At 36.7% G+C, this 15,195-nt stretch carries 12 protein-coding genes; 10 read left to right on the forward strand and 2 right to left on the reverse strand.

Annotated features, from left to right (window positions below):
• The first annotated feature begins 119 nt into the window (after positions 1–119).
• A complete protein-coding gene (locus tag JKP73_RS14295; protein WP_200411477.1) occupies positions 120–1,733 on the forward strand; it encodes an amidohydrolase in 1,614 nt (537 codons plus the stop codon).
• Between the two features lie 210 nt (positions 1,734–1,943).
• On the opposite strand, the gene JKP73_RS14300 is transcribed toward JKP73_RS14295, so the two are convergent.
• On the reverse strand, positions 1,944–2,111 hold the full coding sequence (locus JKP73_RS14300) for a hypothetical protein (RefSeq protein WP_021292482.1): 168 nt from the start codon (positions 2,109–2,111) through the stop codon (positions 1,944–1,946).
• Between the two features lie 216 nt (positions 2,112–2,327).
• On the opposite strand from JKP73_RS14300, the gene JKP73_RS14305 reads away from it, so the two are divergent.
• The 7 genes from JKP73_RS14305 (at position 2,328) to JKP73_RS14335 (ending at position 9,037) form a co-directional block, all read left to right on the forward strand.
• On the forward strand, positions 2,328–3,008 hold the full coding sequence (locus tag JKP73_RS14305) for a YetF domain-containing protein (protein WP_021292481.1): 681 nt from the start codon (positions 2,328–2,330) through the stop codon (positions 3,006–3,008).
• 179 nt (positions 3,009–3,187) lie between these two features.
• Entirely contained in the window at positions 3,188–3,994 is an 807-nt protein-coding gene (locus JKP73_RS14310; protein ID WP_200411478.1) for a nucleotidyltransferase, read from the forward strand.
• Positions 3,995–4,856: 862 nt separating this feature from the next.
• Positions 4,857–5,663: an SDR family NAD(P)-dependent oxidoreductase gene (locus JKP73_RS14315; RefSeq protein WP_200411479.1), complete on the forward strand. Its 807-nt coding sequence runs from the start codon at positions 4,857–4,859 to the stop codon at positions 5,661–5,663.
• A gap of 79 nt (positions 5,664–5,742) precedes the next feature.
• Positions 5,743–7,005: an MFS transporter gene (locus tag JKP73_RS14320; protein WP_021292478.1), complete on the forward strand. Its 1,263-nt coding sequence runs from the start codon at positions 5,743–5,745 to the stop codon at positions 7,003–7,005.
• Positions 7,006–7,052: 47 nt separating this feature from the next.
• A complete protein-coding gene (locus JKP73_RS14325; RefSeq protein ID WP_021292477.1) occupies positions 7,053–7,802 on the forward strand; it encodes an SDR family NAD(P)-dependent oxidoreductase in 750 nt (249 codons plus the stop codon).
• Positions 7,803–7,817: 15 nt separating this feature from the next.
• A complete protein-coding gene (locus tag JKP73_RS14330; RefSeq protein ID WP_200411538.1) occupies positions 7,818–8,552 on the forward strand; it encodes an SDR family NAD(P)-dependent oxidoreductase in 735 nt (244 codons plus the stop codon).
• 68 nt (positions 8,553–8,620) lie between these two features.
• Positions 8,621–9,037 (forward strand): MarR family winged helix-turn-helix transcriptional regulator, encoded by a 417-nt coding sequence (locus tag JKP73_RS14335; RefSeq protein WP_021292475.1) that lies wholly within the window; start codon positions 8,621–8,623, stop codon positions 9,035–9,037.
• Between the two features lie 512 nt (positions 9,038–9,549).
• On the opposite strand, the gene JKP73_RS14340 is transcribed toward JKP73_RS14335, so the two are convergent.
• Entirely contained in the window at positions 9,550–10,398 is an 849-nt protein-coding gene (locus tag JKP73_RS14340) for an AraC family transcriptional regulator (RefSeq protein ID WP_021292474.1), read from the reverse strand.
• 173 nt (positions 10,399–10,571) lie between these two features.
• On the opposite strand from JKP73_RS14340, the gene JKP73_RS14345 reads away from it, so the two are divergent.
• Together JKP73_RS14345 and ebgA are read left to right on the forward strand one after the other, a co-directional pair.
• Complete coding sequence (locus tag JKP73_RS14345) at positions 10,572–12,029, forward strand: amino acid permease (RefSeq protein ID WP_021292473.1); 1,458 nt, start codon at positions 10,572–10,574, stop codon at positions 12,027–12,029.
• Between the two features lie 12 nt (positions 12,030–12,041).
• Positions 12,042–15,050, forward strand: coding sequence for a beta-galactosidase subunit alpha (gene ebgA, locus JKP73_RS14350; RefSeq protein ID WP_200411480.1), 3,009 nt, complete (start codon positions 12,042–12,044; stop codon positions 15,048–15,050).
• The last annotated feature ends 145 nt before the right edge of the window (positions 15,051–15,195 follow it).

Genomic DNA, 15,195 nt, shown 5'->3' on the forward strand with positions numbered 1-15,195 from the left:
TGTTATAGAATATGATTCAATAAAAATAAACACTGTTTTCATCTCCATTATTGTATGCTTACATATAATTTCGATGAATGCAGTGTCTTTTAATTGGTAGTTGGAAAGGATGAATTGCAATGAAAAAGCTATATTATGGTGGAGAAATTATCACGATGGAAAAAGACAAGGAACCAGTAGAAGCTGTATTGGTGGAGGATGGTGTCATTCAAGACTTAGGATCGTTATCCAAATTGGAACCACTATTCCAAGATGACAACATCGAAAAACATAATCTAGAAGGAAATACACTATTACCTTCCTTCATTGATCCCCATAGCCATATTTCGATGGTTGGTCCTGTTGCAGCTTTGTGTGATTTAAGTGAATGTGATAATTTCAATGAGATTGTGGACCAATTGAAGGCGTATATAAAAGAGAAGCAATTAAAAGATTCCGATCCAGTGATCGGTTTTGGTTACGACCATAATGTATTACAAGAAGCGGAGCATCCAACCAAGGAAGTTCTTAATCAAGTGTCAATGGATAGAATAGTTATCGTTATGCATACATCTGGGCATATGGGCTGCGTCAATGACTTGGCCTTACAAATTGCTGGCATTGATGAAAATACCAAAGATCATGAAGGCGGCACAATTGGTAGAGTACAAGGAACACTAGAGCCTAATGGGTATTTAGAAGAGGCGAGTATGATGGCTATGCGAGAAAAGTTAACGGGTGACATGGGGACAAATTTTGCAGCCATGATGCAGCAAGGACAAGAGATGTATATCAAAAATGGGATTACGACATGCCAGGACGGGGCGACAAGTAAAGAAATCATGCAGCTTTTTCATACCTTAGCAGATGAGAATGCACTCATGATAGATGTCGTTGCCTATCCATTAGTAATGGAAACACCGACAGAATTGCTGGAACAATATAAAAGATACGCTAAAAAATACAGCAATCGTTTTAAACTAGGGGGGTATAAGCTTTTCTTAGACGGTTCTCCACAAGGAAAAACAGCTTGGTTAACTGAACCATATGAAGGGGAAACAGATTACAAAGGATACGCATGGTATCAGGATGAAGAAGTGCGGCAATTCGCTTTAACTGCAATAAATGATGATGTTCAACTACTGACACACTGTAATGGCGATGCCGCATCAGATCAATTACTACGAAGCTATGCGAATGCTTTGCAGGTCTCAACTAATCCGAATAAACATAAGCTGCGCCCAGTGATGATTCATTGTCAAACTGTACGTGATGATCAATTAGATGAAATGCTGAAATTGGATATGATTCCATCGATTTTCAATGTGCACACCTACTATTGGGGAGATGTACATCTTAAAAACTTAGGAGCAGAGCGAGGCAGCAGGATTAGTCCAGCAAAAACAGCTTTTGATAAAGGATTGGCTGTGAATTTTCACCAGGACTCTCCTGTAGTTAAACCTGACATGCTTCATGCCATATGGTGTGCTGTGAATCGTAAAACAAGAAGTGGAAGTACCATCGGTGAGCAGGAATGTGTTACTGTGTACGAAGCATTACAAGCTGTTACCATCAATGCGGCGTATCAATATTTTGAGGAGAATACTAAAGGAAGTATTGCCATTGGGAAATACGCCGATTTAGTAATATTAGACCAGAACCCACTTACCGCGAATAAAGAGGAGATTAATAAGATTAACGTACTAGAGACCATTAAAGAAGGAAGTACGATTTACCAAAAGAATGAGACATGAACATCATGCTTGGACTCTCAATGAGAAGGTATTCGTTTAAAAGAAAGGCTTCTTGATTTACCCTTGTAGCTTGATTTATCAAAGTAAAAAGAATATAAAGCCTAATTTCTCCATGCGAGAAATTAGGCTTAATTTGTAATAGCTTTTTCATAAAGATGTATCCATGTTTTGATATTATTTAGAAACATGGAGAGGTAATCATCCTGGTTCTTATTGGTTTTGTTCCTCTTCTAATTCGTTTCCTTGATCCTGCTGTTGTTCCGTAGGCTCTTCGCTCGGATCTGGTTCCTGCTCATCATTTGTTGTCCCACATCCAAACAACAAACCAGTAGAAAGAAGTGCTGTGAAAATGGCAACTGGTAATTTCTTTTCCTTCATACTAATCACCTCATTTAGAATTTTTAATTGCTCCCTTATTTTTACCCAGATTAATTGTACCTATTCTTGTTAGATAAAAAGAAGATCAATTGATGAAGGGTTTTTTTGCAAAAGCTATTTAGCTGCTCTCTTGTAAATACTTCTTAGATAAGTTGGGATACTATTTCATGAATACAGTTATAAAAGACTTTTAAAGATATCGGAGTTTACTAAAAAATGACATTATTGCACTTAACTATCGAACTTATCGTCGGTTTTTTTGTTTTATTTATCATCGTTAAATTTGTAGGGAAAAAGATCATTGATCAAATATCTCCTTTTACTTTTATCGCGGCTATTGTATTAGGAGAATTACTTGGAAATGCATTATACGATAATAAAATAGGTGTTTTTTATATCGTGTATTCTTTGATCATCTGGGGAGGTTTACTTTTCTTGGTGGAGTATCTAAGCCAAAAACTCCTATCCTTCAGGGGTATGGTAGAAGGGAAACCCTCTGCACTAATTAAAAATGGCGTTGTAGATCGAGAAGCATTAAGGAAAAACAGGATAAACTTAAATCAGCTGCAAAGTCTTCTCCGACAAAGCGAAACCTTTTCAATACGTGAGGTTGCTTATTGCTATTTAGAAGCAAACGGATCAATTAGTATTTTAAAAAAATCAAAGTATCAAAAAACGGCTCAGGAAGATTTCAATATGCCTTCAAAAGTAGTCTCCGTCCCTGTCACCATAATAAGGGACGGTAATGTTTTATGGGATGAAATAAATGATCTGGGCTATGATGAATCGTGGTTAATATCACAGCTGAATTCCCAGAATATTACTGACTATAAAGATGTTTTTATTGCCGAATGGCTCCATAAAGACGGTCTTTTTGTACAGCCATTCAAGAATTAAACGTTAGTTACATTCATTGCAGAGAGAGTGAATGATAATCACAACTCCGTAATATAGTATGTTATATTCATATTGATAAAGTCATGGAAGGAGCATAATACATGTGTTGCTCATGCTGTCCAGTAACTGATAAACCCCTTATCTAAAAATGAAATTTAATTAGATAAGGAGATGAAAACATGTTAATTCAAAATAAAATGATTCAACGTGTGAGAGAGAAATGTATTCAAGATGATTCCGTTTCAGCTGGTATGATGTATGGATCTTTTACAAAAGGTGAAGGAGACCAGTATTCTGATGTTGAGTTTTATATATTCATTGAAAATGATAAGATGGACGATTTCAGCCCAAGACAATGGATTTCTGAAGTCTATCCATTTGACTTGATCTTCTATAATGAGTATGGAACGGAGGTAGTGATTTTTACAAATATGATTCGTGGAGAATTTCACTTTCTACCTGAATCAGAAATAGGAATCATAAAAAGTTTTAAACCGACGGGTGTTTTTCCAAATACGGATGCTATGTATATTTACGATTCGACAAAAAAATTAAAGGTTTTACTCGACGCTTTAGGTGGGGATGGCCCAAAGCGAATGACAGATGAGAATGTAAACTTCGCCTATAATAATTTTGTGAATGCTTGGTTGATGGGGGTAAACATTATGAAACGGGGGGAGCTAGCACGCTCTCTAGAGGTTCTCACCCATGTACAAAAATTTATCTTACGGCTAATAAGGGTCAAAGAACAAACGGTGGGGCGTTGGTTCAATAGTACGAAAAATTTAGAAGAAGATATAAGCATTGAATCGTACAATGACTATGTTTCGATTACGTCAGCATTAAAAGAAAATGAGTTAACAGATGCGTATAAAAATGCCTTAAAGTTAGCCGAAAAATTATATGATGTATTGGCTGTTCACTATAAGCTAGAAGTAAATAAAGATGTGATTGGTAACCTATATAGTTATTATCTCGAGAAATAAAATCAATTACGTTAGCAAAGTTACAGGGCGCTATCCGGAGTATGGATATGCGCTCTATATTATTTCATGAAGATTTTGGTTTAAGAACTTAGATTATCTTGCCTTTTTACCATGCATGATTATACTTAGATCCATACAAAGTGCAATAAAAGGAGGAGTTGAACCATGAAGCAGCGTTTTAACTACATGAAAACGATTCAGAGGTTCTCAGATTAATGATTCAATTGGAGAAGTACAGGAATACAACGGGTTTGAGAATGAATTAATCGAATTAATAAAAATTCGGGCATCTCAAATAAATGGTACTGCGTTGACTTGGATATACACACAAAGGATGCCCGAGTACATGGGGAAACGGGACAAAGAATTTACTGTTTACCTGGTTGACGTGAATCTCATTTCTATTCCGAGTCTGAAAAGGCAGCGCTTGAATTAACAGAAGCTGTTACAACGATATCAGTAAATGGTATACCAGACGATCTTTATGAAAAGAGGGAGCCTTCATTTTAATGAAAAGCAATATATTAATCTTGTTACTATTATCGTAACAATTAATGGTTGGAACCGGTCGGCTATTTCATCCCAACGCTTACCAGGAAATTACAAACCTTTAACGGTAAAGTAAATTTGGCAATATAAAATCCTTTATATTCAGAATTGATACGAGGAGGTTGTTCTTGCCGTTATATAGCTTGTTATGCGACGTTTACACAATAATTAACGACTTTGTAGATTTTTTGATTGAATCATAAAGTATCTTATGCTAATATTTAGACGCTGAATATTTAGACGTCTAAATATAGATGTGAGTAGTTCATTAATATTTTCCGCTTACTAAATGACTAAGAAAGGAGAATAATTTATGGGAAGAATACAAAATAAAGTTGCATTAGTAACAGGTGGAGCATCTGGAATTGCTTTATCAACAGCTCATCTTCTGGCAAATGAAGGGGCAAAAGTTGTCATAGGTGATTTTAATATCGAGGGAGCAGAGAAAGTAGCAAAGTCCATCGTAAGTCGAGGTGGGGTAGCTACAGCAAAATTCCTCGACGCTTCAAATGCTGAGTCCATTAAAGAAGCGGTTGATTATACAGTAGAGACGTTTGGAAAACTTAATGTACTATTCAATAATGTTGGAGTAACGAATATTAACAAAGATTTAGACGTAGTAAACATCGATCTAGGTGAATGGGATCGGATTATGAATGTTAATGCGAAGAGTGTTCTTCTTGGCAGCAGATATGCAATCCCGCACATGGTTGAAGCTGGTGGTGGTTCAATCATCAATACGGCATCTATGGGGGGAGTTGCATCCGATGCTATTCGTACAGCTTATGGAGCTTCCAAGGCTGCTGTTGTAAATTTAACAAAGTATATTGCTACTCAATATGGAAAAGACTATATTCGCTGCAATGCAGTTGCACCAGGATTAATTTTAACGCCTGCAGCTGAAAGTAATATGTCGGAAGCTGTATTGGATATCTTTAAAAAGTATAATGCACTCCCATACAATGGGGAACCAGATGATATTGGATATACCGTATTATTCCTTGCTTCAGATGAGTCAAAATATATTACAGGTCAAACCATCGAAGTGGAAGGTGGTCACTATATCGCTAATCCAACTATTGCGGACTCCAATGCCTTTATAAATAGCCAAGATAAATAATGTTTAACGGTAGCAATATAAAGCATACCCCCATACATGAATGGCGTAATTTAAAAATATATAAGGGGAATATTAACAAATGAGTCAAATTAAAAGCAAAATTCATTTTGCATGGTTCGTATTAGTGGGACTATGTATTATCGTTGGTTTGGGGAAGGCAGGTTTAAATAATACTGCTGGACTATTCATCACACCAGTATCTAAAGACCTAGACATAGGTGTAGGGAATTTAACATTATATTTAAGTATCTCATCAATTGTAACGATGGTATTTTTGCCAATTGGTGGAAGGATTCTGGCAAAGTATGATGTACGAACGGTATTAATCGTTGCGATTCTTTTACAAGCAGGGGCTTTCTCCATGTTTGGATTAATGAACTCTGTTTGGGGATGGTATATCTTCTCAATCCCACTAGCGATCGGAGGAGTATTCATTACAGTTATTGCAGGACCAGTTGTAATCAATACTTGGTTCAAAAAGCGTAATGGGATTGCGCTTGGTATCTTGTCAGCATTTGGTGGAGTACTAGGGGTATTCACACAACCGATAGTTGGAAATTTAATTACTAATCTGGGTTGGAGAACATCTTATTATGCAATAGGTATTGCTGTTATTATTATTGTTATACCAACCGTTTTATTTCTTATTAGAAATAGCCCTAAGGATAAAGGATTAGTTCAATACGGGGCTGAAAGTGTAGCCGAGGGAGAAGAATCAAATGGGGCATCTACTAATTCGGGTATCACATTCAAAGATGCCAAAAAGTCATTAGCATTTTTGCTTTTGGCACTATTTTTCTTTATCATTACTGCGGTTTCAAGTTTTACTATCCATATACCAACTTATTTAGCAAATCAAGGATATGATGTGAAATTTACTGGGAATGCAATGGCAGCAACAGCACTAGGGGTTTTTATTGGTTCATTACTCTTTGGGTACTTAACGGATCGTATTGGAGTTAAAATCACTTCTTTATTGGCAATGTTGATTGGTTTATTATCAATAACCATGTTACTTTTGTTTGTAGATGTAGTTACATTGATTATTGTTGCACTAGTGTTATTTGGGTGTATGACATCTTCCATTGGGACGATAGCACCTGCTTTGACGACAGCAATGTTTGGAAGTCGTGATTATAGTCAAATTTACTCTACGGTTTCTTTAGGATTAGCAGTCGCTTCAGTTATTGCCCTCCCTGCATATGGATATATATTTGATTTTTCAGGAAGCTATGTACCAGCCTTTTATATAATTATTGGGATGTTTGTACTCAATATTCTATTTGTTATTTTAGCATTTCATAATAAAGAGAAAATGGTCCAAGAGGGATTATGGAGGTAATCTCCAATATAACCCTTTCTATTCCAAATAAGTGAAGGATGATTTTAATGAGATTAAAAGGAAAAGTAGGAATTGTAACAGGAAGTGGTTCTGGTATTGGTCGTGGGATTGCACTTGCGATGGCGAAAGAAGGCGCCAATATTGCAATTGTTGATATAAATGAAGAAAAAGCTAAATCTACTTTACAAGAGATTAACCAATACACAGAGGGCATGCTATTTATTAAGGATATTTCCAAAAAGGAATATATTGAGGAAATTATTTCTGAAGTGGTAGGTAAGTTTGGTAAGCTTGATATTCTTGTGAATAATGCCCATGCTTCCAAACAAGCACTTTTTAAGGAAACAACGATGGAATTGTTTGATTTGTCCTTTAACACAGGGTTTTATCCAACATTCTATTTCATGAAAGCTGCTTATCCAGAACTCAAGAAGTCTAAAGGGAAGGTTATTAACTTTGCTTCAGGAGCTGGTATTTCAGGTCAGCCTACACAAGCGTCATATGCTGCAGCAAAAGAAGCGATTCGTGGAATTACACGTGTTGCAGCTAATGAGTGGGGGCCAGAAGGTATTAACGTCAATATTATCGCACCTATTGCACTTACAGAGGGAGTAAAACAATGGAGGCAAAGCGCATCAGAATTATATGAGCAAATGATTAACAATATTCCATTGAGACGCTTGGGTGATCCTGAACAGGATATTGGCAGAACTGCTGTATTTTTAGCAAGCGACGATTCCGATTATATTACTGGACAAACCATCATGGTTGATGGTGGATCAATTAAAATATATTAAGGTGGTAGAGTGAAAATAGGAAGGTTAGATAAAAAGATAGCAATTGTAACTGGTGGAGCATCCGGGATTGGAGAGCAAATGGTTGACCTTTTCAGTAAGGAAGGGGCCACTGTAATTGCCGCTGATATAAATAAAGAAGCTTTAGAAAAAGTAAACCAAAAGGAAAATGTAATTGGAATGAAATTAAACGTCGCTTCGGATGAAGATTGGGCTGCCTTGGCCAAAGAGGTTTATCAACGTTTTGGAAAGATTGATGTACTAGTTAATAATGCCGGTATTTCTTCTGAAAAACCATATGCTGACATTAATCTAGACGATTGGCAAAAAATGCTTTCTATTAATGGTTTTGGTTCTTTTGCAGGTATTAAGCACGTTGCATCTTATATGGCAAAGGAGAAGAAAGGTTCCATCGTAAATATTTCTTCTTATACAGCTCAGATTGGACAAGGGTTTAATCATTACTCTGCATCTAAAGGTGCTGTTCGTGCACTTTCAAAAGCTGCTGCTACGACATTTGGTAAAAGTTGCGTCCGTGTTAACGCTCTCTTCCCCGGTATTATTGAAACACCAATGACAAAAGGATTAAGCACATCAAAAGAGTTAGTCGGACAATTAATCCAAGCAACGCCTTTACAACGTTTAGGACAGCCAGAGGATATAGCAAATGCGGCATTGTTCTTAGCATCAGATGATTCCTCATATATTACAGGTGCAGAATTAGTTATTGATGGTGGGTTTTCTGCCCAATAATATGCTAAACTAAAAGTGTCATTTTTAATAAAGGGGACTCTACTTCTTAGAAAGAAGGATTTAATTACATGGAAGAACAAACAATTTTTGACATTATTCATTCGATGGATAAGGTAACAAATAAGTTAATTATTCAATGGAATAAACTATTTGAAGAAGATCTGGGTGTTTCACATATCCTCATACTTGGCCATTTGAAGGCAAAGGGGAGAAGCCGTCCATCGGATATTGCAAAAGCTTTAGGATTGACTCCACCCTCTTTAACGCATTTATCAGAAAAACTAGTACAAAGGGAATTAATTATTCGAATTATTGATGAATCTGATCGGCGCATTATCTACTTAGACATTACGGACAAAGGTACTGAGATACTTAAAAGAGCCGATCAAGAAGGACAAATACTCCGTAAAAATTTGTTTGAAAAGTTAACAGACGAAGAGAGGCTTAGGTTGTTAGAAATTTATAAAAAGTTGAGCGATCTTTAATTCATGTTTTTGTATAATTAGGAGTGTGCTATTAACTATGTAAGTAAGAATGTGTACGGTTCTACTCACTTGATAGAATACAAAACTAAAAAGTACTGCGATTTATGGAAAAATGATATGCCCCCCCATAAGGTAGACAGGCTAGAAATTAAAAAACTGTTTTGCCTTATGGGGGGATTTTTTGTCAAATTGCTTACAACAATGAAGATATACAAAGAGGGAATTTTGTTCAAACTATCAACTTATAATACAACTATTCGTAGATGAATTGAAACATTAAAAAAAGCTTGGTCTAGCTCCTCTTCATTTTTAATAGTTACAATTTCAACTCCCTATTAGAATTTCAATACAGAATTCTTCTAGTTTTTAATCATTGCAATTATGGTTGACATGTAGCCTCTTTGAAATGGATTATCGTGATAGCGAAACGGTAAGCATTTATTTCCCAAGCCATAAGTCTATCCATGACGCTCCTTTATCCTTATAATAGGAACCTAACAATCAAAGTGATTCTAACGAGAAATAAATTGTGAACGATATTTTGCAGGGGACATTCCCTTATATTTCGAAAATTGTCTTGAAAAGTGGTGTGGATTGGTAAAACCAACAAGATAGGCAATTTCTTCAATCGTATTGCTTCCTTTTCGTAATAACTCTGTTGATTTATTCAGTCGTGTCTGTATGATATACGTTTTTGGACTTAAATTCAGATGCCTTTTAAATAATCTGAATAAGTATGATCGTTGCAATTGAACAACTTTCGCAACTCTTTCCACTGTTAGATCTGAACTGGAATAATTTTTTTCAATATATTTTAATGCACACTGTACATATCTTTCTGAATTTGACATACCTTGACGTAAATCTTCTTGATGCTTGTCAATTAATAATTCTAATATGTGATACGACTCACCAAGTGCAGCTAAGTGTTTATTATTAATAGAATAATAATAAACATTAGCAAAAAGGCTATCCATCTTATCTTTATCATCGTATCTGTATGTGAAGTTTTCCGTCCCTGCTTTTGTAGATGTCAAAAGCCCGCACTTTTGAAAAAACTCCTTACATAAACCCCCTTTAAATCCTATCCATCTGTAGCTCCATGGGTTACCCACTAAAGGATAGTAATTATTCTTTGTATTTGGGGGGATTAAAAAACCTTCTCCGTTTTTAAGGTGATGTATCTCATCATTGATAAAAAAAAGACCTTCACCTTTTAATATATAGTGAATCAAGTAGTAATCGATAGGCTCATATTGGTAAGGATCTCTAGGTTGTACATCCTCATATCCACATTCGAAAATATCGAATTCATCGCTCAGTTTGGTATCTTTTAAATATGTACCTATTGAATCAAACATATAAAAACCCCCATTTGCAACATAATGCTAATCATTAGCAACTTTTAGCTATTTCTGAAATTAATTTATATATATATACTGAAAGCGTAACCACTGATGGTTGCGTTTTCTAATGGTATCAGTAAACGGTTGGCAGCGCAACAACAACCTTTATTTTTAAGGAGGGAATAAACATGAAACAAGACCGAAGAAGAATTACTTCCATTTCATTTTTGTTGATGACTTTTACAGCTGTGTTTGCATTTAATAACATCATAAATGCAACCGCTAGTATAGGAATGGCTGCTGTACCTACCTTTCTTTTCGCAACAATATTCTACTTTCTACCTTTTGCTTTAATGATTGGAGAATTTTCCTCTGCAAATGAAGATTCAGAATCAGGTGTATATAGCTGGATAAGAACAGCACTTGGAGAGAAATGGGCGTTCTTGGGTTCTTGGTCATACTTTTTTGTAAACTTATTTTATTTTGTTGCACTATTACCTCAAACACTTATCTATGCTTCGTTTACATTCACGGGTCATAATGTCTTTGAAGGTATTCACGCAACACTTACCATTTCAATACTATCCATTTTGGTTTTTTGGCTGGCTACATTTGTTTCTATCAAAGGGATATCCTGGATCACTAAAATCACAGATGTATCCGGTTTCGCCAGAATATTAATGGGTATAGGCTTTATCGTTCTGACACTAGCAGTAATCTTTTGGATAGGTGTTCCTTCTGCACAGGAATTCAGTACTGAAACAGTAATGCCAACTACGAATTGGACCTATTTTATGACATTGGCCTGGATTCTACAAGCTGTTGGCGGTGCAGAGGCAGTTGGTGTCTATGTAAAAGATATTAAAGGAGGTAATAAATCCTTTGTAAAAACACTTGCCATTTCTGCCATATCCATCGGTGTGATATATGCACTGGGCGCAGTATCAGTTGGCTTAATTATGCCGGCTGGACAACTTCAGGACAATTATTCTACCGCATTATTTGACGCTTTTACTATATTGGGAAGTCACTTCGGCGTTGGAAATGGTATAACAACAAGATTTGTAGGGTTAATTATGCTGCTTAGTGCATTAGGTTCTCTTATTATCTGGATGGCTGCACCTGTTAAAATTTTATTCTCTGAAATTCCAAAGGGTATTTTTGGAAAATGGATTTCCAAAACGAACGAAGAAGGTAATCCGACAAATGCCTTAATAATCCAAGGAATCGTTGTAACCGGTTTAATGATTATACCTGCAATCGGAATTGGGGCAATTGATACATTATTAGCAACTTTAATTAATATGACAGCTGCAACTTCACTAATTCCTGTACTGTTTCTACTTATCTCGTATATCGTATTACGCGTTAAAAAGGATAATATATCACGCTCCTTTAGGATGGGGAGCAGAAACACAGGAATATTCATTGGAATACTATTATTGGCACTCTTTACATTTGCATTTCTAACGTCAACCTTCCCATCTCCGTGGGCTTTAATAGACTATTTCCAAACTGGAACATATGCTGAAGGATCAGTAAATCCCTTATTTAAGCTGCTTTATAACATACTTGGTATTATTGTTTTCATTGGAATTGCCCTTATTTTCTACAAAAAATATGAAACCAAGCAAAAAAATAATTAGGTGGTGTTTGAATTGGTTAATAAAAAACTATGGGAAGACAACCATACAGACAGTATTAACAGAATGGAGCCAAGGGCGCATTTTACCAGTTTCCCTTCAGAAATAGATGCGAAAACTGGTGAACTGGGACATACACATTTTTATCAAAAGTTGAATGGCAGGTGGTCGTTTTTATTTTTAGATGCACCGGAATACAGCCCGCAAGATTTTTATAAAACTAGTTATGATTATACTAGTTGGGATACGATTGAAGTTCCTGGGAATTGGCAAAGACAGGGATATGGAAACATGCATTACTCTGATCTATGGTATAATTTCCCGATCATACCACCGTATGTGCCTGTTGAAAACCCCACAGGTATTTATCGGACAACTTTTGATATAGATGAAATAAAGACCGATTTTCAATATATTTTAAGGTTCCAGGGTGTTGATTCTGCGTTTGAAGTCTATTTGAATGATACTTTTATAGGTTACAGCAAAGGTGCCAGAATACAGAGTGAATTTGATCTATCTGATCAATTGATTACTGGCAAAAACATGTTAACAGTAAGGGTTTTTCAATGGTCTGATGGAACATATCTCGAAGATCAGGACATGTGGTGGTTAAGCGGCATCTTTCGGGATGTGGAGCTTTTTGCTAGACCCGTTGTCGGTTTATATGATTTTACGGTAAAAACAGTTTTTGACGATGACTATCATCATGCCACCTTAATTGTTCATCCAACAGTTGAATATAAAGGGCAGAACATTCATTATCAATTAGAGGATAACGACGGAAATACTATTTTTCAAGAAGAACAGGACAGCCGTGAAAGTCTTGTAAAAAAAGTAAATAATCCCATCAAGTGGTCATCAGAAGATCCTTATTTATATACACTCGCAATGACTGTTTATAGCGGCAAGGAAATGGTGGAAACAATCCATCAGCAAGTAGGATTCAGACAAGTGGAAGTGAAAGGAAATACTTTTCTGGTAAATGGTGTTGCGATCAATCTGAAAGGCGTCAACCGGCATGATTATCACCCGTTAAAAGGTCGTGTAACAACAAAAGAAGATGTAGAAGCAGATATTACCTTAATGAAGAAGCATAACATTAATGCAGTACGGACTGCACATTATCCAAATGCCCCATGTCTATATGAGTTGTGTGATCAATACGGTTTATATGTCATCGATGAAGCCGATCTAGAATGCCATGGCTTCGAATTAACAGAGGATTACAAATGGCTTGCCGATAACCTGGATTGGGAAGAGGCTTTTGTTAACCGTTTAAAACGAACGCTTATGAGGGATAAAAACCACCCATCCATCATTATGTGGTCACTAGGAAATGAATCTGCTTTTGGGCATAACTTCCGGAAAATGGCGGAATATGCAAAAGCAACAGACCCGACAAGGTTAGTACATTATGAAGGTGACTTTGAGGCCGAGGTAACGGATGTGTACTCTACCATGTACACCTGGCTTGAGCACGACAGCAAACAGACAATGGACCAGATTGCTAGTAGCACAACCAAACCACATATATTGTGCGAGTATGGACATGCCATGGGAAACGGACCAGGGAATTTAAAAGAATATCAGGATATTTTTTACAAATATGACCATATGCAGGGCGGCTTTATTTGGGAATGGTTTGACCATGGTATTGAGTCCTATAGTGACGATGGAAGAACGTATTATAAGTATGGCGGGGACTTTGGTGATGAACCAAACAACGGAAACTTTTGTATAGATGGCTTATTAATGCCAGACCGGACTCCTTCCACTAGCTTGAAGGAATACAAAAAGGTTATTGAACCGGTTGAAACGAGAGCCTTTGACATTCGTGCCGGCATCTATGAATTAGTAAACCGGTTGGATTTTAATTCACTGGACGACTATCAATTGACCTGTCAATTTTATGAAGATGATAAGCTAGTTGCGGAAAAAGAACAGGTCATTCCAGATATACAGCCTGGAAATGCTGCCAATATCGTTATTTCTTATCCTAATGCGAAACAAACCAAACCAGAAATACGATATACGGTGCATTTCACCTATACACTGAAGCGCGCAACAAACTGGGCAAAAGCAGGCTTTGAAGTTACAAGAAGTGTTTTTGTGTATGATGAAGCTATACCTACCATTAATTATAAGGGGGCTGATTCCGGTAATATAACGTACGTCGAAGAGAATGGGCTAGTTACGGTTTCAGGAGAAAAATTCAAGGTAACGTTTGATAAAGTGCTTGGGCAAATATTGGATTCAACATATAATGGTCATCGAATAATCGAACAAGGGCCTGCTTTCAATCTTTGGCGAGCACCTATTGATAATGATATGTATATTTTGGAAGATTATCGAAATGACTATTTCCTGCATCTTGGTCATGACATGGTACGCGATGTGCAATATGAGCTAAAAAAGGACCATTTTGAGTGGCGGATGCGTTCACTTTACGGAACCACGAACAATTCATGGTACTATGATTTAACATACACGTATAAGGTCTTTGCGGATGGCAAAATACAGGTTGCGCTAGAAGGCATTGCTTCCGGTCGTAAAGACAATGCACCGCCAATGTTGCCAAGGATTGGTGTGCAAATGAGAGTAAACAGATCATTAGATAAGGCCTCATGGCGGGGGCTTGGACCACACGAAAATTATACGGATTCCTGTCAGTCAGCCTATCCAGGAGTTTTTCATAAACATATAGATGATTTGTTTGTCAACTATGTGAAACCACAGGCCAATGGCAACCATATGGACTGTGACTGGGTCTGCTTAGGTAATGATAGTATATCACTTCATTGTAAGGCAGATAAAAGGATTAACTTCAGCGCCTTACGTTATGAAGATGCCGATTTAGAGAAAGCAAAGCACACGGTTGATCTGCAGGAACGGGACTATATTATACTTCACATCGATCAACAACAAAATGGCCTTGGCAGTAACTCATGTGGACAAGACCAATTAGATAAATACCGCTGTAAATTTCGAGATTTCACGTTGGAATTTGAACTGTCGCTGAAATAACTAAAGAAGAAAGGGGGGAATCTCCTTTCTTCTTAAATGTTAGTCCGCGTTTAACTTGCCCTTACGGCAATGGTTTTAACAATCTATCTTTTCAGGTGACGCTTGAGTATAACAGACGTGTTGACGAGCATGCAGACATAGGAAT

The organism is Virgibacillus salexigens, from assembly GCF_014905415.1.
Lineage (GTDB): Bacteria > Bacillota > Bacilli > Bacillales > Amphibacillaceae > Virgibacillus > Virgibacillus salexigens.